The sequence below is a fragment of the Thermodesulfobacteriota bacterium genome, assembly GCA_035325995.1.
Classification (GTDB): Bacteria; Desulfobacterota_D; UBA1144; order Nemesobacterales; family UBA2774; genus JADLGH01.
Genome location: DAOKYU010000003.1, coordinates 1 through 26,485 on the forward strand (window position 1 = coordinate 1; position 26,485 = coordinate 26,485).

Genomic DNA, 26,485 nt, shown 5'->3' on the forward strand with positions numbered 1-26,485 from the left:
TTCAATATCGAGTCCTGCGCCGCCCTCTCAAATTTGATTTCCTTTGCTGCCATTTCGAAGATACCTCCTCAGAATTTTTTTATTCGATTACCGCGAGTATTTCATTTTCGGAAAGAATGACGTAATCGTCACCCTTGAAGCTTATCTCCGTACCGCTGTACTTCCCGAAAAGAACCTTGTCCCCCTTCTTGACATCGAGCTTCTTCGTCAACCCCGCCCCGAGCACCCAGCCGCTTCCGACCGCAACCACCTCGCCCTCCTGCGGCTTCTCGGCCGCCGAATCGGGGATAATGATCCCGCCCTTGGTGGTTTCCTGCGCTTCGACCCTCTTGATCAACACCTTTTCACGAATCGGTTTCACACCCATCTTCGAAAAACCTCCTGGATTTATATGTGTTAGGTAAATTTAAACCTTCCGGATAAAAAGCTAGGTATAAAATATGCACGAATCGATGCCTGTCAAGGGGGCAGGATCAAATACAACCGGGTCCGGGTAGAGTAAATTAATCAATAGATAGAGGGGAATTAGAGAAGCATAAGAGAAGCGGACTTCAGAATTTTTCCTCGAATGCGTTCTTTATGATCCTCGCCTCTCCCGTCCCGAGATCGACGGCGACCACGTCGAAGCGCATGGCCCCCTCGGCGTGTTTTACGGATTCCATATAGCTGTATGCGATTGAAATCAGGCGTTTCTGCTTCCATCCGGTTACGGATTCCTCGGGGAGGCCGAAGCCCTTCCCGCTCCTTGCCTTGACCTCGATAAAGCAAAGCACCCTGCCCCTGTCCTCGGCTATGACGTCTATCTCACCCAGCCGGCATCTCCAGTTCCTGGCTATTATTTTGTACTTTTCCCTCTGAAGGGCCCTGCAGGCAATGTCTTCCCCCCTTCGTCCCAGTGATTTTTTGTCGGCGGTCATTGCAGTCATTATCGATAAGTTGCGGGCGTCAGTCCCCGCCTTCGAGCTTCCCCTTTAGCTCCGCCAGCTTCGCCAGGGCGTCGAGCGGCGTCATCGAATTCGTATCGAGCGCCTTTATCTCCTCGATGACGGGATTCTCTTCTTTCGGGGCGGGCGCGGCCTCCGCCGCCGTGAAGAGATTCATCTGCCCCCCGAGTATGGACGTCCTTATGCCCGATTGCGATTTTTCGAGGTTCGACAATACCTTCTGCGCGCTTTTTATGACCACGTCGGGGACCCCTGCGAGCCTCGCGACCTGTATGCCGTAGCTGTGGCTCGCCGCCCCGGGTATCAGCTTCCGGAGAAACACTATTTTATCCCCGTTCTCCTTTACGTAAATGTTGTAATTCTTGGTCCTCCTGCGCGATATGGAGAGCCCCGTAAGCTCGTGGTAATGGGTCGCGAAAAGCGTCCTCGGCCCCCTGTCGTGAAGGTACTCGGCCACTGCCCACGCTATGCTCATCCCGTCGAAGGTGCTCGTCCCGCGCCCTATCTCGTCGAGTATGACGAGGCTCCTGTCCGTCGCGTGGCGGAGTATGTAGGCCGTCTCCACCATCTCGACCATGAACGTCGAGTGCCCCCTGGCGATGTTGTCCGACGCCCCCACCCTGGTGAACACCCTGTCCGATATGCCGACCCGGGCGTGCGTCGCGGGAACGAAGCTCCCCATCTGCGCCATAATCGCCGTAAGGGCCACCTGCCTTATCAGCGTCGATTTTCCGGCCATGTTCGGCCCCGTGATGAGCAGGAACTGGTTCTCGTGCGGGTCGAGCCTGACGTCGTTAGGGACGAACCTCTCACCGAGATCCATCCTTTCGACGACGGGATGCCGGCTGTTCTTTATGTCCATCACGGGCTCGTCCGTCATCTGCGGGCGGACGTAATTGTATCTTTCGGCCGCCTCCGCGAGGGCCGAATAACAGTCGAGCTCGCCGAGGAGCGCCGAGGTGCTCCTCACCCTGTCGGCCTCCGCGGCCACCTTCTTCCTGAGCCCCTCGAATATCTCGCCTTCGAGGGCAATCATCCTGTCCTCCGCGCCGAGTATCTTGTCCTCGTATTCCTTTAGCTCCTCCGTTATGTACCTCTCGGCGTTTGCGAGGGTCTGCCGCCGCGCGTACGTGTCGGGGACGGATGCGGCATTCGCCTTCGACACCTCTATGTAATAACCGAAGACGCGGTTATAGCTCACCTTGAGCGAGTTTATGCCCGTCGCCTTTCGCTCCTTCGCTTCGAGGTCGGCTATCCACTGCTTCCCGTCCCGCCTTATGGACCTTAGCTCGTCGAGCTCGGCGTTCACCCCCTCCTTTATTATCCCCCCCTCGCGCGACGTGAGCGGCGGGTCTTCGACGAGCGAAGACGCCAGAAGCCGGTGGAGGTCGGACAGGTCGTCGAGCCCCTCGCCTATGCCACGAACGGCTTCGAGCCCGGCTTCCGTAAGGAGCTTCTTTATGCCGGATATGTGAACGGACGAATCGCGGAGCGCCCCCAGGTCCCGGGGCCGCGCGGTCGATGTAGCTATCCTGCCTATGAGCCGCTCGATGTCGCTTATCTCGCGCATCTCGGCCGTAAGCGCGGTTCTTAGTGAAGTGTGCGACTTAAGCTCCTCGACTACGTCCAGCCTCCTTTCTATCGCCTTTATGTCCACGAGCGGATAATTTATCCATCGCCGGAGGAGCCGTCCCCCCATGCCCGTCATCGTCTCGTCGAGCACCCACAGGAGGGTGCCCCCCGTATCGCCGTTATTAGAGCGCGTGAGCTCTAGGTTCCGCTTCGTCGATTCGTCTATAAGGAGATATCCCGATTTCCCGTAAAACTCGGGGTCGTTAAGGGGCGGCATCTCTTCGAGCCGCGTGTCTCTAAGGTACTGAAGGAGCGCACCCGCGGCTGTAACCGCTTCGGGAACGCCTTCGAGGCCGTAGGGCTCGAGCGTCCTGGCCGAAAGGTGGTCGAGCAGAAGCTCCCGGCCCCGGTCGGGGTCCCAAACCCAGCTGTCGAGCCCGGTGATGAGAGGGTTCCCCGACCTTTTCAGTGCAGTCCCCGAAACCGGCGATTCTCCCTCGCCCACGTTCTCGAGGATTATCTCCCTCGGCTCCAGCCTGAATATCTCGTCCGTAAGGTCTTCCACCGAATCGAACGCGGACACCCTGAAAAGCCCCGTCGATATGTCGGTGTACGCGAGGCCGTAAACGCCGTCCCCGGCGTATACGCTTGCGAGGAAGTTATTGCACTTCGAGTCGAGGTTCTCGGAATCGAGTATGACGCCCGGGGTGAGAACCCTGACCACCTTTCTCTTGACGACGCCCTTCGCCGACTTCGGGTCCTCTATCTGCTCGCAGACAGCTACCTTGTGTCCGCTCTTTAAGAGCTTTGCGAGGTACGGCTCCGAGCTGTGGTGAGGGACGCCGCATAAAGGCACCGGGTTCTTGTCGTTCTTGTTCCGCGATGTGAGCGCTATTCCGAGGACCTTGGACGCCACCTTCGCGTCGTCGTAGAACATCTCGTAAAAATCCCCGAGCCGGAAGAATAGTATCGCGTCCGGGTACTCCCTCTTTAACGACATGTACTGTTTTAACATCGGGGTTTCGACGGGCATCGTGATGATTATATCAATTCGCCGGGAAACTCTCAATTTAAACGGGACGCCGAGGGAGGTATGGAGGAGAAGGCCTCCTTGCCCGCGGTCACGACAGGTGATAGATTAATCCCTTTCATGCGAAACACTCCCGGGCGGAAAGGCCGTCCGGTGGGAAAGCACAGAAACCAGCACCGAGGGGCCGAAATTGATAAAGCCGAATCCGTTTGTAGAAGATCTGATACCGTACGTACCGGGTAAACCCGTAGAAGAGCTCGAAAGGGAGCTCGGCATAACGGGCGCGATAAAGATAGCGTCCAACGAAAACCCGATAGGCCCCTCGCCGCTCGCAATGAAGGCTGCAATGGAGGCACTCTCCGGCGTAAACCGCTACCCGGACGGCGACGCGTTTTATCTCAAACACAAGCTCGCGGAATCGCTCGGCGTAAAGCCCGGGACGATAATATTCGGTAACGGCTCGAACGACGTCATCGACGTCGCGGCAAGGACGTTCCTCGGCCCCGGGGACGAGGCCGTCATGGGGGAGTACGCCTTCATCGTCTACCCTATAGTGACCAGGCTCGCGGGGGCGTCGGCGGTGATCTCGCCCATGCCGGGCTACACACACGACCTCAAGGACATCTACTCCCGCATCACGCCGAAAACGAAGGCCGTCTTCATAGCCAACCCTAATAACCCCACCGGGACGATGGTCGCAAAGGACGAGATGGAGTGGTTCCTCGATAAAATAGACGGGGACATACTCGTCGTAATCGACGAGGCCTACTTCGAATACGTGGACGACCCGTCCTACCCCGATTCGCTCGATTACGCGGGGCTCGGGAAATCGATCCTCACCGTGAGGACGTTCTCGAAAATCTACGGGCTTGCGGGAATGAGGCTCGGCTACGGCATCGGGCCCGAGGGCATGGTCTCGAACATGCACAAGGCGCGGCACCCCTTCAACACGAGCTCTTTGGCGCAGGCCGCCGCTATAGCGGCGCTTGACGACGCCGGGCACGTCCGGAAATCGAAGGAGATAAACAGTAAGGGGCTCGACTATTTGGGGGCGGAGCTCGGGAAGCTCGGCGTCGAGTACGCGCCCAGCCATGCGAATTTCGTATTGGTGAACCTGGGAGGCGACCCGATGCCCGTCTACAACGCCCTCTTGAGAGAAGGCGTCATAGTAAGGCCGGTCGGCATATACGGCCTCAAAACCTATTTGAGAGTATCCGTCGGGCTCCAGGAAGAAAACGAAAGATTCATCCGCGCATTTAAGAAAGTGTTGGGGAAATAATTAAAATGCAATTCGGCAAGGTGACAATCGTAGGACTCGGGCTCATAGGCGGCTCGCTGGCATGGGCGCTCAGGGAATCGGGCGGGGTGCGTACAGTGTGCGGGGTGGATTCGGACCCCGGCTCCGTTGACTACGCCGTAGAGACGGGCATCGTCGATGAGGGCTCGACCCACCCCGGAGAGGCCGTACCGGGGGCGGAAGTCATCGTCGCCGCGACATACGTCGGCGGCATCGCCGATACCGTGAAGTCGCTCATCCCGCATGCCGACGACGGCGCGCTGATAACCGACGTCGGGAGCGTAAAGGCGGGTATAGTGAGGGAGATAGAGGGCTTCATCCCCGCGCGCCTCGGGTTCGTCGGCGGGCACCCCATAGCGGGCACCGAGAATTCGGGCGTCAGGAACGCCGTCCTGGGCCTCTTTAGCGGAAAGAGATTCATCCTCACGCCCACCGCGAAAACACCGGAGGCCGCAAAGAAAAAGGTAAGGGCGCTGTGGAGGCTCGCAGGGAGCGACATATACGAAATGGACCCCGACTCCCACGACAGGATTTTCGGGTTCGTTAGCCACCTTCCCCACGCGGCGGCTTACGGGCTCGTGGACGCGATTCTTTCCTCCGGCGACCCGGACACGCTTCTCGATTTCGCCGGCGGCGGGCTCAGGGACTACACCCGCGTCGCGTCGAGCTCGCCCGAGATGTGGGCCGACATTATGACGGCCAACAGAGACAACGTGCTCGGGGCGCTACGGCAGTTGACGGCGTCCCTCTCGAAGATAGAAGCGGCGCTCGAAAAGGGCGACAGGGAAGAGCTCCTCAAAATATTCAACGCCGCCGCCGAAACCAAAAAAGACAGGATAAAATAGCGCCCGGGTTCTACGCGCCCGAGGGCTTCAGTCCCAGCCCTTTTATAATCTCCCCGGCTATGGATTCGGGGCTCCGCGAGGCGTCGACGACGAGCGCGTCCTCGGGCTCTTCGAGGTCCGCGAGCTGGCTTTCGAGGATCCCCGGCCCGGCGAAGTGGCCCTTTCTTCCCTCGAGCCTCTTTTCCACGAGCGAGGCGTCTCCCTTGAGGTATACGAAAGCGACGTCCGGGCGGCCGTCCCCGAGATAATCCCTGTACGACTGCTTGAGAGCGGAGCAGGCAAGGACCATATCGGCGTCCTGTGACCTTATGAGCCCCCGGAGCGCGGCCAGCCACGGGAGCCTGCCGGCGTCCGTGAGGGGAACCCCGGCCTTCATCTTTTCTATGTTGCCCTTCGGATGGAAGTCGTCGGCGTCGTAGAATCCCCAGCCGAGCATTTCGGCCAGGACTGCGCCGGCGGTAGTCTTTCCCACGCCCGAAACTCCCATGATAACGACGATCATAAGCCCGGTGTTACGGCATCGATCCCGGCCGGATCTTGATTTTGCCGGCGGCTAAAATATATTGCACTTGCAGGCCGTAACGAAAAAGGAAACCAGCATAAGTGCGGTTATTGTCAGATATAAACGCATTTTACCCGTCCTTAAATGAAGTACCGGCGGCCGGCGAGAGCTATATACCGAAGACAAGCCCGGCAGACATTCACCCGTCCCGGGAGGGCAATCGGGGAAATGCCTCGGGAGAACTCCCATGTTTACCTGGTTACGCCAGGCATGGAACGGGATTTATCCGATCCCGCAGCTGCATGCCGTTACGATAAATGCTGTAGCCAGAACTGCCAGTACGGTTATATATAAACGCATGAGGAACCTTCCGATAAAGTGTCTTATTTAAAAAATTATACTCGCTGGAGTGAATTATCAAAACAAAAATAAAGTGCGAAATGGCGGGAAAGGTGCTCAGCACCAGCCCGAGCCGGCGTCGAGCGCGGCCGTAAGCCCTTCGCGGAGGGGCTCGATACGCGCCTTGTAAGTCCTTACGTCCCTGACGTATCCGAGTGGATTTTTCTGCCAGAATAAAAACCTGTCGTATATGATCCTGAGGTTGTCTATCACCTCTTCGGAATCGAACAGCCAGCCGAAGTCGGTCTTCTCGGGATAAAATAGCATGAAGAACATGAGCTTCATCGTCACGTGCTCTTCGAGGTGCCTCGCGCTTCCGAAATCGCGGCGCATGAGATCGAACCATCCCGTGCGCGCCCAGCTATAGCCGCTCCCGAAGGCGTCCGCCATCCTGGGCTCGAGGCCGAGCCTGGAGCCGGCCTCTTTCCCGAGCTCCGAGAATACGCAGGCGGCCTCGCGCGTGAAGTAATCCTGCGAGTGTAGCCTTCTTTCCATGCCGAGGAGGTTACGGATGAGCCCCGGCTCGGTCTTAATGTAGCCGGCGAGATCGAAAGAACCCGTATCGCCGCAGGATACGAGCGAGACCGATATATTCTCCCACTCCCTCCTGGCTATCTGAAACGCTGAACGGATTTCCATATGTATAATCGTCGCCTACCGTGATTAAGAACCGGTTAAGGGCCTGTTAACCAAGGATTAATCCGTGCGGCCAAACGCATAACACACCGCTATTATTAATTAATTCCGAGCCACAGGACTTGCTCGGCAAAGGGATAGGCCATCCGGCAAATGAGCTTTCCCCTCACGAAAAGATATTGTAAAATTGGGAGGCGGAAGGGTGTTGCAATTAACTACGGTTTCATTATCTCTTCACACGATCTTAACAATACCCGTGTTTACTCCTACGCAGACTAACAATCCAAAGGAGGTATTCTTTAATGAATAAGCGAGGATTCTTAAAACACAGTATTGTGGCCGGCCTTACGGCAATTGCGGTTCTTATTACGGCCGACGCGGGGATTGCCGCCGAGACGGTAACCGTAGACCCGGCGATCCCTTCCTACTCGAAGACGAGCGGCGTATCGGGGAACATCAACAGCATAGGCTCCGACTCGATGAACAACCTCATGACGCTCTGGTGCGAGGGGTTCACGAAGAATTATCCCAACGTAAGGTGCCAGATCGAAGGCAAGGGTTCGAGCACCGCGCCCCCGGCCCTCATAGAAGGCACGGCGCAGTTCGGACCGATGTCCCGCCCGATGAAGGACACGGAGATCGACGGGTTCGAGAAGGCCTTCGGTTACAAGCCGACCGAAATCGCGACGTCCATAGACACGCTCGCGGTGTTCGTAAACAAGGACAACCCCATAGAATGCATTACGATCGAGCAGCTCGACCAGATATTCTCCAAGAACATGTCCTGCGGCGGCGCTGAAGACATCACCACGTGGGGGCAGCTCGGCGTTACGGGGCCGCTCGCCGGCTCGCCGATAAGCATGTACGGCAGAAACTCCGCATCCGGAACCTACGGATTCTTTAAGGAGCACGCACTCTGTAAAGGAGATTTCAAGGATTCCGTAAAAGAGCAGCCGGGCTCGGCTTCCGTCGTCCAGGGCGTTACCGAGGACAAGGCCGGGATCGGATACAGCGGAATCGGGTACATAACCTCCGGTGTAAAGCCGGTCAAGCTCGGCGAGACCGAAGCCGAATGCGCCGCGCCAAGCCTTGAAAACGTGACGAACGGGTCTTATCCTCTTGGCAGATATCTCTATCTTTACGTAAACAAGAAGCCGAACGAAGCGCTCGACCCGCTCCGCCTCGAGTTCTTGAAATTCGTCCTCAGCAAAGAGGGTCAGGAAGTTGTTATAAAAGACGGTTACCTCCCGATACCGGCCGGCGTAGAGGCCGAGCAGATAAAGATCATCGGCAACTGATTCCGGCTATGGAAGCAGGGATTACAATCAAGCTCGTCCGGACGGCCCAGACATGACAGCTCAAACCAGGTTGAAAAAGAAAGAAGGGTTACAAGCTTCCTCCGGTGTAAAACGGAGGAAGCTTGCCGACCGGATCGCGACGATAGTAGTAACGACGGGCGGCGTTGCCGTGATCCTCTGCATTATCGCCATTCTCGTCTTCATAGGCGTTGAAACCGTGCCGCTCTGGCAAGGTGTTAAATCGGAGCTCGCGAGCTCGTTCTTCCTTAAGGAATCCCCGGAACTTGCCTCATATTCCCTCGACAGTCCCGACGCGGCGGAGTTTCCGTTCCTGGTTTCGGGCATGGACGAATACAGAGAGATAGGATTCGTCGCGACGAAAGACGGCGGCCTTTATTTCCTGTCGCTGGAAAACGGGAAGGTAATAAAGAAAGAAGCGCTGCCGGGCCTCGGTGAGGCGGAGATAATCTCCAGCTACGTCTCCCAGAATAATAGCCTCTATGCCTTCGGGACGGACGACGGAAGGATCATACCGCTCCGGACGGGATACAAAGTCAGCTTCGAGGGTAACAACAGGATAATCACCCCCCGAGTCACGGAGGATACGATTCTCGAGGTCGCCGAATCGCCCCTCGCAAGAATCGCCTTCGAGGAAAACGACGACGAGACGGCTTCGGCCGGGGCCGCTTATACGGCCGGCGGCGAGCTCATATTAAAGACCGTCGCCAAGTCGAGGGGGCTGATCGGCGGCGGCAAGACAGAAGAAGCGTCGCATAATATCACACCGACCCTTAACGGCGGGAAGGTCACGGCGCTCGAAATAGACAAGTCCCTCCGGAATCTCTACGTCGGCACCGATAACGGAATGGTGTACAGGTACGGCATCGGGAACAGGCAAAACCCCGAGCTTCTCGAAACGCTCGACGCCACGGGCAACCGGCGCATCCCCGTAACCGCCCTCGGGTTTCTCCTCGGCGACCGCTCGCTGGTGGTCGGGGACGAGGCCGGGGACGTTTCGGTGTGGTTCGAGGTCGCGGACCCGGATTCACCGGGGGGGAAGGTCTTAAAGAAGGTACACGAGCTTCCGCCTTTCACGCTTCCGGTAAAGGACATAGTGCCCTCGTCGCGCGACCGGAGCTTTATCGCATCCGACAGCGGCGGGAACATCAATCTTTACCACGCGACTTCCGAGAAGAAGCTCGCGGAGTTAAAAACGGACGGGCCCCGGGTCAAGAGCCTCTCGTTCGCGCCCAAGGGGAACGGCATCCTGGCCGTGGACGGCGCGGGGAAGCTCTACGACTGGAACGTCAACAATCCCCACCCCGAAACGAGCATGAAGACACTTTTCGGGAAGATCTGGTACGAGGGGTACAGCAAACCCGAATATGTCTGGCAGTCCACCGGCGGGACGGACGACTTCGAGCCCAAGCTAAGCCTTACGCCCCTTGCGTTCGGTACGGTGAAGGGTGCGTTATACGCACTCCTGTTCGCGATCCCGCTCTCCATATTCGGCGCGATATGCGTTTCGCAGTTCATGCATCCCGCGCTCAGAAATACTATCAAGCCGGTGGTCGAGATCATGGCCGCCCTCCCGAGCGTCGTGCTCGGTTTCTTCGCGGGTCTCTGGCTCGCGCCTGTAATAGAAAAGATAATACCGGCGGTAATCATACTCCCGGTCGTGCTGACCCTGTTTACGCTCGCGAGCGTTTTCGGATGGCAGTACGTTCCAAGGGGAATCAAGGGCAGGTTCAAGGAGGGCTCGGAGCTCTTCTTCCTTATACCCGTCATTCTCCTGGGCGTTCTCGTGAGCCTCGGGCTCAACGTAGCGGCCGAAGGCGCGCTTTTCGGAGGGGATTATAAAACGTGGTTCTACGACGTCCTCGGAATGCAGTACGACCAGAGGAACTCGCTCATCGTGGGATTCGCCATGGGGTTCGCGGTTATTCCGATTATCTTCACCATATCGGAAGACGCCCTTTCCAGCGTTCCGAAACACCTCACGGCGGGTTCTCTCGCCCTCGGCGCGAACAGGTGGCAGACGGCGATAAGGGTCGTTCTTCCCACTGCGAGCCCGGGCATATTCTCGGCGGTGATGATAGGGCTCGGGAGGGCCATAGGCGAGACGATGATCGTCCTCATGGCCACTGGCAATACGCCCATTATGGACTGGAGCATATTCAACGGCTTCAGGGCGCTATCGGCGAACATAGCGGTCGAGATACCCGAAGCCCCGCACGGGGGGACGCTCTACAGGGTCCTCTTCCTGGCGGCGCTCTTATTGTTCTTCTTCACGTTCATAATCAACACGGCCGCCGAAATCGTCAGGCAGAGATTAAGAAAGAAATACGGTCAACTCTAATACACTCGTAAATTTTAACGCGCGGCAATGTCCGCCGGGGTTTAACAATGAACAAGTACTGGAAAAGCGGCGACCCTTTCGTATGGCTGACCGGAGTCGCGCTCATGTTCAGCCTTCTGATGATAGCGGGGCTCATGTATCTCATCGCGGCAAAGGGCCTCGGGTTCTTCTGGCCGTCCGATCTCGCGGAAGTGAAGCTCAAGGACGGCTCCGTCTTCCTCGGCGAGATCACCGGGCACGAAAAGGCAAAAGTTCACGGCCCCGAGGGTGAGGACGTCTTCGTCGAGCGCACCCAGCTCAAGATCGGCAACAGGGACATCTACGGCCTCGACTTCAAATGGATCGACGACAATAACATCGAAGACACTTCCTACCCGAAATACGCGGTCGCCCTCGAAAGAAGGGAATGGGGGAATATGTACGGCTTTATAAAGCAGATTTCCGAGGGCGGAAACGTCATATGCACGGGGAACGAGGGCTGCTGGCCGGTGCTCGAATCGCAGCTGCCCGTATACAGCCAAATATACGAAGAGATAAAGGGCATAGAAAAGGGCGCAATCGGGGGAATTAACAGGGAAATAGAGCACCTTCGCCTGGAAATCCGCGGCGAGGAGATGGGGAGCAAAAACGAGGAAAAGATAAGCCGGCTCGAAGCGCAGATTAAAGAGGAAGAGGCCAGGTACCGGGAGCAGGAAGAGAAACTTGCAAAGCTTTACTCCGAATTCGGCAAAGAGGTCGTAACCATAACGTCCGTCGACGGCAGGGACAAGGAAATGCCCCTCGGGAACATCGTCCGGGCGTACAGGCCGAATTCCCTGGGGTGGTTCGGGAAGGCCTCGCTTTATCTATCCAAGGTATGGGAGTTCGTCTCCGACGAGCCCAGGGAAGCCAACACCGAGGGGGGCGTATTCCCCGCCATATTCGGCACTATTTTAATGGTATTGATAATGAGCGTCGTCGTACTCCCCTTCGGCGTCCTCGCCGCGCTCTACTTAAGAGAGTACGCAAAGCAGGGGACGCTCGTCAGGATCGTGAGGATATGCGTCAACAACCTCGCGGGCGTTCCGTCCATAGTCTTCGGAGTGTTCGCGGTCGGGTTCTTCATATACGGCATGGGGAGCACCCTCGACAGCATATTCTTCAAGGAAGCGCTCCCGAACCCGACGTTCGGCACGGGCGGCATCCTGTGGGCCTCGCTTACGCTTGCGCTCCTTACAGTGCCGGTGGTAATCGTGGCGACCGAAGAAGGGCTCGCCGCGGTGTCTAAAGAGATACGCGACGGCTCTCTCGCACTCGGGGCGACAAAGTTCGAAACGACGTGGAAGATAGTCATTCCCAGCGCGATGCCCGCAATTCTCACGGGGCTTATTCTGGCCATCGCGAGGGCGACGGGAGAGGTTGCGCCGCTCATGATAACGGGCGTCGTCAAGCTCGCGCCGCAGCTCCCCGTGGACGGCTACTTCCCGTACCTGCATCTCGAAAGGAAGTTCATGCACCTCGGCTTTCACATATACGACGTCGGATTTCAGTCGCCGAACGTCGAGGCGGCGAAGCCCATGGTCTTCACCACGGCGCTTCTTCTCATAATAATAGTCGTTGTGCTTAACCTCGCTGCTATAATCATAAGGAACCGTCTGAGAAAGAAATACACTACCTCGGCAGTTTGATAAGTGTTATATTATTGAGTGCTCTGGGGGTAGATATTACGGAGGTCTGAGTCTTAATCATGGAGAATATACAGGAAACGATGGAGACTGGAGCAGAAGAACAGGTTATGTTTCACGGAGACCCAAAATCGAAGAAGTTTCAGGTCCCCGATCCGATAGTCGAAGTCAACGACGCCAATCTTTACTACGGCGAAAAGCATGCACTCAAAAGCATCTATATGGACATACCGAAAAACAAGGCCACGGCCTTCATCGGCCCTTCCGGATGCGGAAAGTCCACGCTCCTTCGCTGCTTTAACAGGCTTAACGACCTCGTCGACTCGGCGAGGGTCGAGGGCGAGATACTTATCGACGGGGAAAACATATACGACCCGAGCGTCGACATCACGGAGCTCAGGAAGAACGTTGGAATGGTCTTTCAAAAATCGAACCCGTTCCCGAAATCGATTTACGAGAACGTCGCCTACGGGGCGAGGATTGCCGGAGAGAACCGAAAATCGGTCCTCGACGAGGTAGTCGAGAAGAGCCTCAAGGGCGCCGCGCTCTGGGACGAGGTTCACGACAGGCTTCACGAAAGCGCGCTCGGGATGTCGGGCGGGCAGATGCAGAGGCTCTGCATAGCGAGGGCGATAGCCGTCGAGCCCGAGATACTCCTCATGGACGAGCCGTGCTCCGCGCTCGACCCGATAGCGACGGGCAAGATAGAAGACCTCATAACGGAGCTAAAGAAGAATTACACGATAGTAATAGTGACTCACAATATGCAGCAGGCGTCCCGCGTATCCGACTATACAGCCTTTATGTACCTAGGAGAGCTCATAGAGTACGACACCACCGAAACGATATTCCTTAACCCCAAATACAAGCAGACAGAAGATTACGTATCTGGAAAATTCGGATAATCGGACCCGGCTCTATTCATAATTTCCCTTCCGTGGAAGGGGACGCTGCTATATCTCACGGAGTGGAAACTATGTCCGGCGATGACAGGAAAAAGGTAATCTTTATTTGCACGCACAACTCGGCGCGCTCGCAAATGGCCGAAGGTATACTTAAAAGTTTGTACGGTGACAGGTTCGAGGTATATAGCGCCGGTACCGAGCCTTCGAGGGTAAACCCATATGCCATAAGGGCCATGGAGGAAATCGGGATAGACATATCGGGCCACAGCTCGAAGGCGATCGAAAAATTCCTGGGAAAGGAATTCGATTACGTAATCACGCTCTGCGGCAGCGCCGACGAGACGTGCCCCGCTTTTCCGGGCGGGGGCGGGAATCGACTCCACAGGGGGTTTCCCGATCCCTCTCGATTCAGGGGCAAGGACGAGGAGATACTCGCGGGCTTCAGAACAGTCAGGGACGAGATAAGAACCTGGCTTGAATCCGAGTTCGAGAAGAATTAACCTCTGGAGGACGGCACGGAAGGGGGTAGGGACAAGACATGATTAGACTCGAAGAAGAGATAAGCAAGCTCAAAAAGATGCTTTTCGAAATGGCCGCATCGGTCGAGGAGATGATCGCGAAGAGCATAAAGGCCCTCAAGGACCGGAACATGATAATGGCCGAAGAGGTCATAAAGGGCGACCAGAAGATAAACGAGATGGAAGTCGAAATAGACAACCAGTGCATAAGGATACTTGCGCTCTATCATCCCGAGGCCGCCGACCTCAGGACCGTCTCGATGATAATGAAGATAAACAACGACCTCGAAAGGATAGGCGACCACGCCGTCAACATCGCCGAGAAGACGATATACCTCGCCGACAAGCCGCCCGTAAAGCCGCTCATCGACATTCCGAAAATGGCCGACAAGGCGATACAGATGCTCCAGGAGTCTCTCGACGCGTTCGTGAACAAGGACGCCGAGCTCGCCGTGGAGGTGTGCAAGAAGGACGACGACGTCGATGCGCTCGAGCCCCAGATAGTCCGCGAGCTCGTTACCTACATGATCTCCGACCCGCAGACGATAGACCGCTCGCTCGCGCTCATACTCATCGCGCGCGAAATAGAGCGCGTGGCCGACCTCGCGACGAATATCGCCGAGGACACCTATTATATCGCGAGCGGGAAGATGCTGAAGCACCATTCGTTCGAAAAGAGCTAGCCCGCCGCCGGGTCCGGAAACCCTCCCAGCCGCGCCCTCGCCCCGCCGAGGACGGTCCCTTCTTGAAAAGCTCCGGCATGTGTATAAACTCTTAGCGTCTTTAATCCCCGGGAACGGCTGCATGCAGTTAAAAAATCTCTATCGATACGGAAAGGAGCACATGGCGCGGCACTACATCGAAAACCCGTCGCGCGAAACCTATCTCCTCCTCAGGAATTCCGGGGTTCTAAGGGACCTTACGGAGGTTTTCACGTCGCCCGAGATGGAACCCGAGCCCCGTAAGATAGAGAAATTCCACGAGCTCCTCGAAAGACGCATAAAGCACGAGCCCCTGGCCTATATCTCGGGAGAAAAGGAGTTTCACTCGAGGCCGTTCACGGTAAACGGGAGCGTCCTCATCCCGAGGCCGGAAACGGAGCTCCTCGTTGCGGAGGCCCTGGATATCGCCCGGGGGATGCACGAGCCCGCCATCCTGGACGTAGGCACCGGAAGCGGCTGCGTCGCCGTCACGCTCGCCTGCGAGCTCCCCGGCGCGAAGATATTCGCGTCCGACATATCGCCCGGGGCGCTTCATACAGCCCGGGGTAACGCGGAGAGACACACGGCCGCCGGGGCGGTGAGGTTCATTCTCGGGGACCTTACGGGGGCATTCGGCAATGGCTCGTTCGATATTGTAGTGTCGAATCCCCCCTACGTGAGCCCGGCGGAGTATGAAAGCCTCGACCCTTCGGTAAAAGACTACGAGCCCGGGCTCGCGCTCGTCTCGGAAGAGGACGGCCTCTCGCATATAAAGCGCATAATCCGCGACGCCGCCCGCATATTGAAGGAAGGCGGCTGGTGCATGGTAGAGGCGGGATACACGCAGTCGGCCCGCGTCCGGGCACTTTACGAAGGGGCGGGATTCGGGGATATTTCATCCGTCGAGGATATTTCCGGCATCGAGAGGGTAATAAAAGCAAGATGGAAAAGATAATAGTCGAAGGCGGGAAAAGGCTTCATGGGGAGATAAACGTAAGCGGCGCGAAAAACGCCGTCCTTCCCCTCATGGCAGCGTGCATACTCGCCCATGGGGAAAGCACGCTCAATAACGTCCCCGACCTCGCCGACGTCAGGACGATGGCCAGGCTCCTCCAGATAATGGGGGCCAGGGTCGAGTTCGAAAACGGCAGGATGTCCATAGACTCTTCCGGCATGAACAGCTGGGAAGCGCCGTACGATCTCGTAAAAACGATGAGGGCGTCCGTGCTCGTGCTCGGCCCGCTTACGGCAAGGTTCGGCAAGGCGCGCGTCTCTCTCCCGGGCGGATGCGCCATAGGGGAAAGGCCGATAGACCAGCACTTAAAGGGCCTCGCCATTTTGGGGGCCGACATAGAGATAGAAGAAGGATACGTCGAAGCCATAGCCCCTGTTTTAAAGGGCGGCATAATACCGTTCGACATTTCTACAGTCACGGGCACCGAGAACCTCATACTCTCGGCGGCTCTCGCCGAAGGAGAGACTATTCTCTTAAACGCCGCGTGCGAGCCCGAGGTGTCCGACCTCGCCAGCGCCCTTAACCAAATGGGGGCGGACATAACGGGAATCGGCAGCGACATAATAACCATAAGGGGAGTAAAAGAGCTTTCGCCGCTCAGGGACTACGACGTCATGCCCGACAGGATCGAGGCCGGGACTTACATGATCGCCGCCGTCGTCACGCGCGGCGACCTCCTCGTCAGGAACTGCAGGTTCGAGAACATGGGCGCTCTCATCGGGAAGCTCATAGAAGTAGGGGCGCGCGTAACGAGGGAGAGCGACGGAATCCGCGTAAGCTCCGGCGGTCAGGTCAGGAGCATAGACATAACGACGCTCCCCTACCCCGGGTTTCCGACCGACATGCAGGCTCAGATGATGACCCTCATGAGCACGGCCGACGGGCTCAGCGTCCTTACGGAAACGATATTCCCCCAGCGCTTCCTGCACGCGGGCGAGCTCAGGAGGATGGGGGCCGACATAAAGCTCGTCGGCAACAGCGCGGTCGTAAGGGGCGTGGGCGCCCTTAGCGGCGCGCCTACAATGGCCAGCGATCTCAGGGCCAGCGCGTCTTTGGTGCTCGCGGGTCTCGCCGCCGGTGGAAAGACGGAAATATCCAGGGTTTATCATCTGGACAGGGGTTACGACAAGCTCGACAGCAAGCTCGAAACACTCGGAGCCAGCATCTGGAGGGAAAAGGAATGATTACACTTGCGCTTGCCAGGGGGAGGCTCCTCGACGAAGAGGTTGCGCTCCTTACAAAAGCGGGATACCCCGTAGGGAATATGATAAAGGATTCGCGAAAGCTCATATTCGAGTACCCGAACCTCAACATGCGGATATTCATCATCCGCCCGACCGACATACCGTCCTACGTCGAATACGGCGCTGCCGACTGCGGCATCGTGGGCATGGATACGCTCATGGAAGAAGTCCACTCGCTCTACGAGCCGCTCGACCTCGGCATCGGGAAATGCAAGCTCGTGGTCGCGGCCCCGAACGGCTTTCAATACTCCACGACGAAATCGCTCCGGGTGGCCACGAAATACCCGCGGCTGACGAGGGAATATTTTTCGGGCAAGGGGATCGGCGCCGAGATAGTAAAGCTCTACGGCTCCGTCGAGCTCGCGCCCATAGTGGGCCTTTCCGACGTCATAGTCGACCTCACGGCAACGGGCGAGACGCTCAGGAAGAATAACCTCACGGAGCTCGAAACGATAGCCGAAATAACGGCGAGGCTGGTCGTGAACAGGGTCAGCATGAAGGTCAAGTCCGAAGAGATAAAAGAGCTCATCGTTAAGCTTAAGAAAGTGAGATAAGGCGCTCCGGGCCCGGTTTTCAAGGGCCCCGGGACGCCCGGCCGGGCCTCGAAGCCGTAGATACAACATCCCATCCCATCCAATCTTAAGGCCGGATTAAGACCCGCTCCCCCGGGTTAAAAAGAACTTCCATACTCCGGCGCTTTTCGTTAGACTTTACTTTTATGCCTTTTGCCCGAATCCGCCGCCCGCCCCGGCGCGGCGCGGCAACCAAAAGGAGAACCGCTATGGAAGCAAAAACCAAAATCCGCAGGCAGGAAAGCCCCGAAGAGAAAAGAAGATACGACAAAGCAGGCATTCCGGAGAGGGATTACCTTAGGGAAAGCTACAGGGCAGTGAGGGATTTCTCGCTCTTCCTGTCGGCCCCGCTCGAAACCGAGGACTTCGTCATACAGTCGATGCCCGACGCGAGCCCGACGAAATGGCACCTCGCGCACACGAGCTGGTTCTTCGAGACCTTCGTACTGTCGAAGGCGGTCAAGGGGTATAAATCGCCGAGCCCGCAGTACGCATACCTTTTCAATTCATACTACATACAGGCGGGGGAAAGGCATCTCCGCCCCAAGCGCGGGCTGATATCGCGGCCCACCGTCCGGGAAACGCTCGACTACAGGCGTCACGTGGACGAGCACATGATGCGCTTTTTCTCCGGGGCGAACGAGAAGGCATGGAAGGAGCTCGCGCCCTCCATCGAGATAGGAATACACCACGAGCAGCAGCACCAGGAGCTCATAGTCACCGACATCAAGCACGTGTTCTCCGAAAACCCGCTCCGCCCGGTTTACTCCGGCGGCGCCGAGAGAAAGGGCCCCCGAACGGACGTCCCGAACAAATGGGTCCCGTTCGACGGCGGTATCCACACCATAGGCCGCGAGGACGGCGGCTTCGGCTACGACAACGAATACCCGTCCCACAAGGTATATCTCGAGCCTTTCAAAATAAACTCGAGGCTCGTCACCAACCGCGAATACATGGAATTCATGGAGGACGGCGGCTACGGGAACGGCGCGCTATGGCTCTCCGAGGGCTGGGCGAAGATCCAGTCCACCGGGTGGAATGCGCCGTTCTACTGGGAAAGTGATGGGGATAAATGGCGTTATTTCACTCTCTCCGGCATGCGCGACGTCGACCCCGACGAGCCCGTCTGCCACGTTTCATACTTCGAGGCCGACGCCTTCGCCAGGTGGGCCGGCGCGAGGCTCCCGACGGAAGCCGAATGGGAAGTCGCCGCGGACGGCGTCCCCATCGAGGGGAATTTCGTCGAGGAAAAGGCGTTTCATCCCGTCCCTGCAAGCGCCCCGGGCAAGGGCCCGCTCATCCAGATGTACGGCGACGTCTGGGAGTGGACGCAGAGCGCATATGCGTCCTATCCCGGGTTCAAAACGCTCCCCGGCGCACTCGGAGAATATAACGGAAAGTTCATGTGTAACCAGCTCGTCCTCCGGGGCGGCTCGTGCGCGACGTCCGGGACGCATATAAGAAAGACGTACAGGAATTTCTTCCCGCCCGACGCGAGATGGCAGTTCATGGGTATAAGACTGGCCTCGGACGACGTATAATTATAGAGGCGGAGAATCCCGAACGGGTTTTTCTCCATCTTACGTATACAGGGCTATGAACAAGAACCTACTCAGAGTCGAAAAATACGAGCCGGAAGTCGAGGCCCTCATTGACGAGGTGGTGGAGGGTTTCGAATCCAGGCAGAAGCAGCTCCCCTGCAAGCTCTTCTACGACAAGGAGGGCTCTTCTCTCTTCGACGAGATTTGCACGCTCGACGAGTATTACCTCACCCGTACCGAGCGTGCGATAATGCGGGACAATATAGGCGCGATCGCGAATACGATCGGCAAAAACAGCCTTCTTATTGAGCTCGGGAGCGGGAGCAGCAGGAAAATCAGGCTCCTTCTGGATAACCTTAAGAACCCCTCCGGATACGTGCCGATAGATATATCCGAAGAGCACCTGGTAGATTCGGTAAAGTCGCTCGCCAACGATTATCCCGACCTCAGGATAAAACCCGTCTACGCCGACTACACCCGGCTCATCAAGTTCCCCGACTTCGATTTCCCCTATTCGCGTAAGGTCGTATATTATCCGGGCTCTACTATCGGCAACTTCTCCCCGCCGGCGGCGAGGCGCTTCATGAAGAACATCGCCAGGTGGAGCGGAAAGGGAAGCGGGCTTCTTATTGGCGTCGATCTCGTCAAGGACAAAGGGATCCTCGAAAGGGCGTATAACGACGGCAAGGGCGTCACCGCGAAATTCAATCTCAACATACTCAAGAGACTCAACCGCGAGATCGGAACGGATTTTAACCTCGGCAAATGGGAGCACCACGCCCATTACGATGCGTCCAAGAACCGGATTGAGATGCACTTAAAAAGCCTCGCCGACCAGATGGTGCACGTGAACGGCTCCGTTTTCGGCGTGAAAAAGGGCGAGACCATACTCACGGAATATTCCTACAAGTACACGCTCAAGGGGTTTAAGGAGCTCGTCTCCGATTCCTTCGCCGTAGAAGAGGTCTGGACGGACGTCGACATGAAGTTCAGCGTCCAGTACCTTACAGTTCTCTAAATCTTCCGAACAGAACTCGGAGCTGTTGAAAAGCCTATGAACGAGGAAAGGAAAGAAGGCGGACGCGAGTCCGTCCTGGATTATCCGGAGACGCCGCGCGTCGAAGAGACGCCCGTACACGTGGAGATATTCTTCAACGACGTACTCATCGCCGATTCCTCCGAGGTAAAGAGGGTCCTGGAAAAGGGACTCCCGCCCGTGTACTACATTCCCGCCGAAGACGTAGAGATGAAATACCTCTCGAAGAGCGGGAAGACCTCTCACTGCAAGTGGAAGGGCGAGGCCTCCTACTATAACGTCCGGGTTCACGACGCGGAAGCCGTGCACTCGGCCTGGTCTTACGAGGATCCGAAACCGGGCTATGGGGATATAAGTGGCTACATTGCTTTTTATTCCGAGCCCATGCAGGCGTGCTACGTCGACGGCGAGCTCGTCGAACGCCATCCCCCCGAAACAGGCGGCTGGCTAATCCCCGGAATACTGGACGCGCGCGGCGGTAATTGAAACCCCGCCTGCGCCGTGCAATCGTCGAATCCGCTTCCTTTGTTTCAGCATCCTCGCCCCCCGGGCGGACGCCGCTCCCGCAGCCTGTTAATATCGATTTCAATATGTTATATATTAAACAGATGCGGCAACAACCAGTTGAATTTCGTACCGGCCGGACAATTCACGGATCGATACCGGCAGTCTTTCTTACACTCATCCTGCTTGCGGCGGCATTTCCCACATCGGCGGCAAACGAGCAGGAATATATCGACTACGCCAACAGCGTCGCGCCCACGGCTAACAGCTTAAGCCATCTTCTCATGTCTCTATCCGAGATATCCCAGGAAATCGCGCAGCTTGACAGCACAAACTGTAAAGCAATCATTAATTTTCATGAGGATTTTTTCAAAAGCACATTAACCTATTATCAAGGCCTGAGACCGCCCGCCGGGTTAAATAAAGTTCACGATAAGCTTGTTACCGCGATGAATAAATTCATCACTTCCCTAGGCTACTTCAACCGTTTCTGCACTTCGCGCGATACAATAGACATTAATACTGCAACAAAATACATGTCTCAGGGAAGTAGTTTAATGTTTGAAGCCGCAGAGGAAACAAAAAAATTCTCGGATAATCCACAATTCGATTGAGCGAGTTACTAATGGACTTCGAAGCGATACCGGGTGTGCGGCGCCTCTTCAATACGAGCTGAAGTCGAGCGCCATGCTGAGCCCCCTTATCGTCACCTTGGCCTTTTTGAGTGCGTCGTTTGTGTTTTCGAAAACAAATTCCGTCTTGAATTCGAAGCCGCTCGCGCCAGCTTCGGGCCCCGCGTTGTCCAGGTAATAAAGGTAAGTGTACTTAAACGTCTCCCCCGACTCTTCGATCTTGTACGGCTTCCCGAGTGTCTCGGTTATGTATTCGAGCTTCGGGATCTCGTCGGGGCCGGCTCCCCTGAACTCCGTGCTCGCGCTTTTGCTGAACTTGTTCACCTCGGCGTTTCCCATCGAGGCGAACATCCTCTTTAAAACCGGGACGGATAGGTATTTCAGAAAACGCTCCGGAAACACGACCTCCGTCAGCATTCCCTCCTCCATCGTCATAAGGAGCGGGATGTCGAACTCGCCGTTTTCGTCGTCGGCCGAGATATGCTGCTTTTTCAGTATGTAGGTCCAGAGCTCGGATTCCTCCCCTTCCCTCTTCGTCGTGGGGCCGTTCTTCATGAGCCATATTATGTCGTCCGATTCGAGAACGGGATTAAGGAATGTGAGCGTGAGTCCGCCTTCGTCGCCCAGCTCGAAATTGCGGTCGAAATCCCGGAACTGATTCTGCACCTTGTAAAGCCTCGTGAAAACGCACCCGGACACGAACAGTAAAAGCACCAGCGCCGTCAGCCTGAAGAAGATTCGGTTCGGATTCATTTTGTGTATACCCCACGGGAATGACACGAACGGTATGCCATCATTAAAATATACCGGAACATGCGGGTCAGGGGTTATACGGGACTGCACTTCAAAACGGGCTGAAAACAGAAAAACGGGAGTATTTCTCAGTTAAGAAATACTCCCGTTCTCTTAAAGGAGGATGGAGGATGATTTTTAAGTATGCCGTTTAACTTTAGTTATAAAAGTAAAGTATTGCACTTTAAATGTCAAGGGATTATTTCGCATAATTTATCCGATTTGTAAAGGGACTATCCAATTTTCCGATAACACGCTACAATCATTGCGATATTTCCCACGACAAATGTCATCTTTTTTATAATAAATATGTCGTTTTTGAACGATAATTCATTAAGATTTTCATAAAAAGGAATTTCGGCATGCAGTCGAAACAGGCGATATTACGGCTTGGCGGACCCGGCGATTGATAATTCCTCAGCATCGATTACATTGTTTTCAGGGGTAAAATGCCAATGAATTCACTCACCCTGCTCTCTCCTGCAAAAATAAACCTGACACTCGAAGTCCTCCGGCGCCGCGAGGACGGCTACCACGAAATAAGGTCCATAGTACAGCCGATAGACCTTTTCGACGAGGTTAGGCTCGAGCCCGCCCGCGGAGAAGACATAGAGCTCTCCGCGAGCGGCATGGAGGTCCCCTCCGGCGAGGACAACCTGGCCTGGAAGGCGGCGGCGCTCTACTTCAAGGAAAGCGGCGTCGACGCCGGGGTAAAGATAGAGCTCAGGAAAAAAATCCCGGCCGGCTCGGGGCTCGGGGGCGGTAGCGGCAACGCGGCCGCCGTGCTCACCGGGCTCAACAAAATGTACGGCGCGTTTACGGACGACGAGCTTATCCAGATGTCCCCCGTCCTCGGGGCGGACGTGCCCCTCTTCATACGTCCGATGACGGCGCTCGTCGAAGGCATCGGCGAGAAGCTGACGCCACTCCGGGGCTTTCCGCTCTTTTACTACGTCATACTCTGCCCGAACGTCAACGTCTCGACGGCCATGGTGTACAGAAAATGGGACGAGCTGCACGAAGGCAAGGGCGGCGAGGCGCGCGAGGACGCCGACATCGGGAAAACCATCGAAACGTTCAAGAATCTCGAAGAAGGCTTTTCCCTCAGAAACGACCTCGAAGCCCCCGCGGACGAGCTCTATCCCGAGATAAAGGCGTTCAGGGAGATACTCTCGTCGCTCGACGCGAAAGACGTCAGGATGACGGGGAGCGGCGGGGCGGTATTCGCCGTCTTCAAGGACGAGGCCAAGGCCCAGGTGCTCTACGAGTACCTCAAAACCAGCCCGACGTTCAGGGTCTTCATGGTGAAGGGGATAAAGGGAAGGCACAGGCTTATCTGACCCCGCCCACGCCCGGAATTCCGGGGATTGTGTAGAATAGAGCTATTGCAACCGCATCAAGGAGGACCGCCCGTGATTTACTCCCTCGGAGACAGAAAGGTCGAAATAAAAGGCGATGATTTCTACATAGCCGACAGCGCCGTCGTCATAGGCTCTGTCGTGCTTCACAATAACGTAAGCATATGGTTTAACGCCGTAGTGAGAGGCGACAACGACCCGATAACCATTTACGAGGACACCAACATCCAGGACGGCGTCGTTATCCACACCGACGACGGCGTCCCGACGACCGTCGGTAAAGGCGTCACCGTCGGCCACAAGGTCATGCTCCACGGATGCACGATCGGCGACAACAGCCTAATCGGGATAAACGCCGTCGTGCTCAACAACGCTCGTATCGGGAAGAACTGCATAATCGGCGCGAACTGCCTCATAACACAGGGAAAGGATATACCCGACAATTCGATGGTCATGGGCTCCCCCGGAAAGGTCGTGAGAGAAGTCACCCCCGAGGAGATAGAAGGCCTCAGGTTCTCGGCGGAGCACTACGTCGCCAACTTCAAGCGCTTTAAAAAAGAGCTCAAGAGAGAAGATTAATCCCGCTCATATACGTGGCCGCTGGGAGACGCTCCGCTTTGCGCAGCCGATCGTCGATACGCCGCCTACCTGCGTTCGGTGGCCATGACGAGCGTCCAGTAGAGCGTCGAGCGGCCCTGATAATTACCCCTCGCCATGCCTACACCCAGCTCGCGGAGGTCGGGGTGCATGATGACGTCGCAGTGGCCCGGTGAATCTATCCAGTTCTGAATTACGACCGAGCTGTTTTCGAGGCCGACGAGTATATTCTCGCCCCACGCGGCGGGCTGGTAGCCTTCCGCGATGAGCCTGTCCCCGGCGTTCGAGCCGTCCGTGCCGATGTGATCGAAGTACTGATTCTCCACCATGTCTATGGAATGCGAAAGCGCTGACGCCTCTATCCTGTCGTCCCACGTTACGGGCGGCGCTGCGGGAAAGAAATCGTCGCCGCAGAACCTGTCCTCCGAGCGCGCCTCGTTAACCAGGAAAAGCATGGTCGCTTCGATTTCGTCCGGGGGAGGATCGTTCCCGGGGTCCGAGCCCCCGCCGCCGCCTCCGCCGGTGCTGTCACACGAGGCAAGCATGATAATAAAAAGAACCAGGATAGCGTTTATCGTGAATGATTTTCTGATGGAAATCCTCCTCTCCCGCAATATACATCCGCCGGGAACGGCTTTCGAGCGGTAACCGGCCCGGAGTTATCTAATTATACCTCCCGCCGGGGATTTTTCTCCCTTCACCCGCCGGATTTATAGCCGGATTTTTGATTTCGTGTAATCTTATGATAGATTAGTTGTCCTCTTGAATGTGGCCCCTTCGTCTAGCCTGGTCCAGGACGTAGCCCTCTCAAGGCTAAAACACGGGTTCAAATCCCGTAGGGGCTACCAATAGTCAGAGGGAGTTACAGCGGTTTCTCCGGCGACTCCTTTTCGTGATCACTCGGATGGTCCCTAATCGAGTCAAAATTCCCTAAATCTCTGTTGCCCTGACGACGCTCTCTTGAGGGCGAGAGTACCTCTCCCCGATGCCTTCGTCCCGGTCTCGGCTGCCTGGGCGCATACGCTGTCCGCTCCCCGCTAAACCTGGTCCTCTTCATGGCGAAATACCTCCTGTTTGAATAAGTTATTTTGCCGGATTCCTCTACTTCTAACCGGCCCGGTCCTCGGGGAGAGGGTTACCGGCTGAAGCGTGCGGATGGATTGAATCCTGAGACTTTACAAGCAAAGTCCAATATGTAAGATATTGAGTGAGCACCCGCTCAGTATTAACACATGTCAGGCTGAGACAAATAACTACAAACACTGACAAGAATTTCTCGATATTCGAATCTGCCTTCAGGTCGTTTTTTATCTTGGCTATGGTGTCATCTTTGTTCTATATGACATTGTGGACGGCTATATATACATTCAATCTCAAACTGAATTTTGAAAAAGTGGCGCCCACTATATGGCACGCGCATGAGATGCTGTTTGGTTATGCAGTTGCGGTAATAGCAGGTTTCATTTTAACGATAGAGAAATACAGATTTGGTGCGATCATAAGCAAGGAATCTGCTCTTATTTTATTAATAATTATCTGGATACTCGCAAGAATTTTCATCTCGCTGACATTAATTACCGATATTTCATGGAAGATAGGGGCTTTCCTCGACTGCCTGTTCATTCTGATTCTAACCATAAGAATATCGTATCCGATAATGAAAGGGAAAGATCGGAAAAAAGCAGGGCTTGGTTTTCACTTGGCCCTCTTAACCGTGAGCAACGTCGTATTCTACCTCGGCGTGTTTGGTGTGTTGTCATACGGTCAGTACTGGGGTACATACTCGGCTTTATTTCTGGTCATATCCTTAATTCTATTCATGGGGCGAATGATGATTCCTCTATTCATAAGGAGTGGACTCGATTTCAGGTTCGAGCCCAGGAATTGGAGGATCATCGATACTCTGAGCCTTTTCTTCTTCGTTGTATTTTTCATCTTGAAGGTCTTTTTTACGAATGTAAGACTTTTACCGATCGTTTCAGGATTACTCGCTTTGATTTATACAGTCAGATTGTATGGATGGTACTCGAACAGGATATGGGAGAAACCGACGCTCTGGGTCTTGTTCGTTGCTTACACCTGGATTGTCATCGGGTTCGGTCTTCAATTCCTTTCTTCGTATTTCAATATATCCGACTTAATAGTGGTTCACAGCTTCACGTATGGCGCGATCGGCATGATGACAATCGGATTTATGTGTCACTTTATACTGGGGCATACGGGGAGGAACCTGCTTGTGCCGCCGAAGATTGCATTCTGGATTTTTATAGTCATGCTCGGGGGAGCTGTCGTAAGAGTCTTCTTTCCTATACTCGACAGCGGCAACTACTCGCTCTGGATCGCTATTTCACAAACTCTGTGGATTCTATCATTCCTTGCCTTTGCGATAACCTTCCTGCCAATGCTACTGGAACCCAGAATCGAGACGAAGATGTGAATTTCGAATGCTGCGGAAAACTACGTCGCCGCTATGCCGCTATATTGGACAGCCGATGAATCCGCATGCCGAGCTCCCCGTAAATAG

25 protein-coding genes and 1 tRNA gene are annotated in these 26,485 nt (G+C 55.8%); 19 read left to right on the plus strand and 7 right to left on the minus strand.

Annotated features, from left to right (window positions below; translation table 11 throughout):
* Positions 1-79 precede the first annotated feature (79 nt).
* The 3 genes from PKC29_04830 to mutS all read right to left on the minus strand — a co-directional run bounded on the left by PKC29_04830 (position 80) and on the right by mutS (position 3,549).
* Entirely contained in the window at positions 80-367 is a 288-nt protein-coding gene (locus PKC29_04830; GenBank protein HML94735.1) for a co-chaperone GroES, read from the minus strand.
* A gap of 184 nt (positions 368-551) precedes the next feature.
* Positions 552-926 (minus strand): YraN family protein, encoded by a 375-nt coding sequence (locus PKC29_04835; GenBank protein HML94736.1) that lies wholly within the window; start codon positions 924-926, stop codon positions 552-554.
* A gap of 19 nt (positions 927-945) precedes the next feature.
* Positions 946-3,549, minus strand: a complete 2,604-nt coding sequence (mutS, locus tag PKC29_04840) for a DNA mismatch repair protein MutS (GenBank protein ID HML94737.1) — start codon at positions 3,547-3,549, stop codon at positions 946-948.
* Between the two features lie 187 nt (positions 3,550-3,736).
* Between mutS and hisC the strand changes: the two genes are divergently transcribed.
* On the plus strand, positions 3,737-4,825 hold the full coding sequence (hisC, locus tag PKC29_04845; GenBank protein ID HML94738.1) for a histidinol-phosphate transaminase: 1,089 nt from the start codon (positions 3,737-3,739) through the stop codon (positions 4,823-4,825).
* A gap of 5 nt (positions 4,826-4,830) precedes the next feature.
* A complete protein-coding gene (locus PKC29_04850) occupies positions 4,831-5,688 on the plus strand; it encodes a prephenate dehydrogenase/arogenate dehydrogenase family protein (GenBank protein ID HML94739.1) in 858 nt (285 codons plus the stop codon).
* 10 nt (positions 5,689-5,698) lie between these two features.
* On the opposite strand, the gene PKC29_04855 is transcribed toward PKC29_04850, so the two are convergent.
* Positions 5,699-6,190 (minus strand): gluconokinase, encoded by a 492-nt coding sequence (locus PKC29_04855; protein HML94740.1) that lies wholly within the window; start codon positions 6,188-6,190, stop codon positions 5,699-5,701.
* Positions 6,191-6,646: 456 nt separating this feature from the next.
* A complete protein-coding gene (locus PKC29_04860) occupies positions 6,647-7,228 on the minus strand; it encodes a hypothetical protein (protein ID HML94741.1) in 582 nt (193 codons plus the stop codon).
* Between the two features lie 299 nt (positions 7,229-7,527).
* Here PKC29_04860 and PKC29_04865 point away from each other — a divergent pair, with 299 nt between their 5' ends.
* The 13 genes from PKC29_04865 (at position 7,528) to PKC29_04925 (ending at position 21,196) form a co-directional block, all read left to right on the plus strand.
* The gene (locus PKC29_04865; GenBank protein ID HML94742.1) at positions 7,528-8,523 is read left to right on the plus strand and encodes a phosphate ABC transporter substrate-binding protein PstS family protein; all 996 of its coding nucleotides are present in this window, start codon (positions 7,528-7,530) and stop codon (positions 8,521-8,523) included.
* A 52-nt stretch (positions 8,524-8,575) separates the two neighbouring features.
* Positions 8,576-10,882: an ABC transporter permease subunit gene (locus tag PKC29_04870; protein HML94743.1), complete on the plus strand. Its 2,307-nt coding sequence runs from the start codon at positions 8,576-8,578 to the stop codon at positions 10,880-10,882.
* Positions 10,883-10,929: 47 nt separating this feature from the next.
* Positions 10,930-12,549 (plus strand): phosphate ABC transporter permease PstA, encoded by a 1,620-nt coding sequence (pstA, locus tag PKC29_04875; GenBank protein HML94744.1) that lies wholly within the window; start codon positions 10,930-10,932, stop codon positions 12,547-12,549.
* 107 nt (positions 12,550-12,656) lie between these two features.
* Positions 12,657-13,451 (plus strand): phosphate ABC transporter ATP-binding protein PstB, encoded by a 795-nt coding sequence (gene pstB, locus PKC29_04880; GenBank protein ID HML94745.1) that lies wholly within the window; start codon positions 12,657-12,659, stop codon positions 13,449-13,451.
* A gap of 71 nt (positions 13,452-13,522) precedes the next feature.
* Positions 13,523-13,951 carry an arsenate reductase ArsC gene (locus tag PKC29_04885; GenBank protein ID HML94746.1) on the plus strand — a complete coding sequence of 143 codons (429 nt, stop codon included), beginning with the start codon at positions 13,523-13,525 and terminating at the stop codon, positions 13,949-13,951.
* Between the two features lie 38 nt (positions 13,952-13,989).
* A complete protein-coding gene (gene phoU / locus PKC29_04890) occupies positions 13,990-14,652 on the plus strand; it encodes a phosphate signaling complex protein PhoU (GenBank protein HML94747.1) in 663 nt (220 codons plus the stop codon).
* Positions 14,653-14,773: 121 nt separating this feature from the next.
* The gene (gene prmC, locus PKC29_04895) at positions 14,774-15,625 is read left to right on the plus strand and encodes a peptide chain release factor N(5)-glutamine methyltransferase (GenBank protein HML94748.1); all 852 of its coding nucleotides are present in this window, start codon (positions 14,774-14,776) and stop codon (positions 15,623-15,625) included.
* Positions 15,613-16,869 carry a UDP-N-acetylglucosamine 1-carboxyvinyltransferase gene (gene murA, locus PKC29_04900; GenBank protein ID HML94749.1) on the plus strand — a complete coding sequence of 419 codons (1,257 nt, stop codon included), beginning with the start codon at positions 15,613-15,615 and terminating at the stop codon, positions 16,867-16,869. Before prmC ends, murA begins: the two co-directional genes overlap by 13 nt.
* Complete coding sequence (hisG, locus tag PKC29_04905) at positions 16,866-17,483, plus strand: ATP phosphoribosyltransferase (GenBank protein ID HML94750.1); 618 nt, start codon at positions 16,866-16,868, stop codon at positions 17,481-17,483. Before murA ends, hisG begins: the two co-directional genes overlap by 4 nt.
* A 227-nt stretch (positions 17,484-17,710) precedes the next feature.
* Positions 17,711-19,042, plus strand: coding sequence for an ergothioneine biosynthesis protein EgtB (gene egtB / locus PKC29_04910; protein ID HML94751.1), 1,332 nt, complete (start codon positions 17,711-17,713; stop codon positions 19,040-19,042).
* 55 nt (positions 19,043-19,097) lie between these two features.
* The gene (egtD, locus tag PKC29_04915; protein ID HML94752.1) at positions 19,098-20,060 is read left to right on the plus strand and encodes an L-histidine N(alpha)-methyltransferase; all 963 of its coding nucleotides are present in this window, start codon (positions 19,098-19,100) and stop codon (positions 20,058-20,060) included.
* A 36-nt stretch (positions 20,061-20,096) separates the two neighbouring features.
* Positions 20,097-20,564 (plus strand): DUF427 domain-containing protein, encoded by a 468-nt coding sequence (locus PKC29_04920; GenBank protein HML94753.1) that lies wholly within the window; start codon positions 20,097-20,099, stop codon positions 20,562-20,564.
* The gene (locus tag PKC29_04925; GenBank protein HML94754.1) at positions 20,561-21,196 is read left to right on the plus strand and encodes a hypothetical protein; all 636 of its coding nucleotides are present in this window, start codon (positions 20,561-20,563) and stop codon (positions 21,194-21,196) included. Before PKC29_04920 ends, PKC29_04925 begins: the two co-directional genes overlap by 4 nt.
* Before the next feature lie 48 nt (positions 21,197-21,244).
* On the opposite strand, the gene PKC29_04930 is transcribed toward PKC29_04925, so the two are convergent.
* Positions 21,245-21,967 carry a hypothetical protein gene (locus PKC29_04930; protein ID HML94755.1) on the minus strand — a complete coding sequence of 241 codons (723 nt, stop codon included), beginning with the start codon at positions 21,965-21,967 and terminating at the stop codon, positions 21,245-21,247.
* Between the two features lie 494 nt (positions 21,968-22,461).
* Here PKC29_04930 and ispE point away from each other — a divergent pair, with 494 nt between their 5' ends.
* Positions 22,462-23,346 (plus strand): 4-(cytidine 5'-diphospho)-2-C-methyl-D-erythritol kinase, encoded by an 885-nt coding sequence (gene ispE, locus PKC29_04935; protein ID HML94756.1) that lies wholly within the window; start codon positions 22,462-22,464, stop codon positions 23,344-23,346.
* Positions 23,347-23,418: 72 nt separating this feature from the next.
* Positions 23,419-23,943, plus strand: coding sequence for a gamma carbonic anhydrase family protein (locus PKC29_04940; GenBank protein HML94757.1), 525 nt, complete (start codon positions 23,419-23,421; stop codon positions 23,941-23,943).
* Positions 23,944-24,008: 65 nt separating this feature from the next.
* Here PKC29_04940 and PKC29_04945 read toward each other — a convergent pair whose 3' ends face one another.
* Complete coding sequence (locus PKC29_04945; GenBank protein HML94758.1) at positions 24,009-24,575, minus strand: CAP domain-containing protein; 567 nt, start codon at positions 24,573-24,575, stop codon at positions 24,009-24,011.
* A gap of 156 nt (positions 24,576-24,731) precedes the next feature.
* Here PKC29_04945 and PKC29_04950 point away from each other — a divergent pair.
* Together PKC29_04950 and PKC29_04955 are read left to right on the plus strand one after the other, a co-directional pair.
* Positions 24,732-24,809 (plus strand) — tRNA-Glu (locus PKC29_04950).
* 359 nt (positions 24,810-25,168) lie between these two features.
* On the plus strand, positions 25,169-26,398 hold the full coding sequence (locus PKC29_04955) for an NnrS family protein (protein HML94759.1): 1,230 nt from the start codon (positions 25,169-25,171) through the stop codon (positions 26,396-26,398).
* The last annotated feature ends 87 nt before the right edge of the window (positions 26,399-26,485 follow it).

Excerpts from the sequence above, each read along its gene's own strand:
- PKC29_04830 (HML94735.1), bottom strand. The coding sequence starts at position 367 with ATGGGTGTGAAACCGATTCGTGAAAAGGTGTTGATCAAGAGGGTCGAA.
- PKC29_04835 (HML94736.1), bottom strand. The coding sequence starts at position 926 with ATGACTGCAATGACCGCCGACAAAAAATCACTGGGACGAAGGGGGGAA.
- mutS (HML94737.1), bottom strand. The coding sequence starts at position 3,549 with ATGCCCGTCGAAACCCCGATGTTAAAACAGTACATGTCGTTAAAGAGG.
- PKC29_04850 (HML94739.1), top strand. The coding sequence starts at position 4,831 with ATGCAATTCGGCAAGGTGACAATCGTAGGACTCGGGCTCATAGGCGGC.
- PKC29_04855 (HML94740.1), bottom strand. The coding sequence starts at position 6,190 with ATGATCGTCGTTATCATGGGAGTTTCGGGCGTGGGAAAGACTACCGCC.
- PKC29_04860 (HML94741.1), bottom strand. The coding sequence starts at position 7,228 with ATGGAAATCCGTTCAGCGTTTCAGATAGCCAGGAGGGAGTGGGAGAAT.
- PKC29_04865 (HML94742.1), top strand. The coding sequence starts at position 7,528 with ATGAATAAGCGAGGATTCTTAAAACACAGTATTGTGGCCGGCCTTACG.
- PKC29_04870 (HML94743.1), top strand. The coding sequence starts at position 8,576 with ATGACAGCTCAAACCAGGTTGAAAAAGAAAGAAGGGTTACAAGCTTCC.
- pstA (HML94744.1), top strand. The coding sequence starts at position 10,930 with ATGAACAAGTACTGGAAAAGCGGCGACCCTTTCGTATGGCTGACCGGA.
- pstB (HML94745.1), top strand. The coding sequence starts at position 12,657 with ATGTTTCACGGAGACCCAAAATCGAAGAAGTTTCAGGTCCCCGATCCG.
- PKC29_04885 (HML94746.1), top strand. The coding sequence starts at position 13,523 with ATGTCCGGCGATGACAGGAAAAAGGTAATCTTTATTTGCACGCACAAC.
- phoU (HML94747.1), top strand. The coding sequence starts at position 13,990 with ATGATTAGACTCGAAGAAGAGATAAGCAAGCTCAAAAAGATGCTTTTC.
- prmC (HML94748.1), top strand. The coding sequence starts at position 14,774 with ATGCAGTTAAAAAATCTCTATCGATACGGAAAGGAGCACATGGCGCGG.
- murA (HML94749.1), top strand. The coding sequence starts at position 15,613 with ATGGAAAAGATAATAGTCGAAGGCGGGAAAAGGCTTCATGGGGAGATA.
- hisG (HML94750.1), top strand. The coding sequence starts at position 16,866 with ATGATTACACTTGCGCTTGCCAGGGGGAGGCTCCTCGACGAAGAGGTT.
- egtB (HML94751.1), top strand. The coding sequence starts at position 17,711 with ATGGAAGCAAAAACCAAAATCCGCAGGCAGGAAAGCCCCGAAGAGAAA.
- egtD (HML94752.1), top strand. The coding sequence starts at position 19,098 with ATGAACAAGAACCTACTCAGAGTCGAAAAATACGAGCCGGAAGTCGAG.
- PKC29_04920 (HML94753.1), top strand. The coding sequence starts at position 20,097 with ATGAACGAGGAAAGGAAAGAAGGCGGACGCGAGTCCGTCCTGGATTAT.
- PKC29_04930 (HML94755.1), bottom strand. The coding sequence starts at position 21,967 with ATGAATCCGAACCGAATCTTCTTCAGGCTGACGGCGCTGGTGCTTTTA.
- ispE (HML94756.1), top strand. The coding sequence starts at position 22,462 with ATGAATTCACTCACCCTGCTCTCTCCTGCAAAAATAAACCTGACACTC.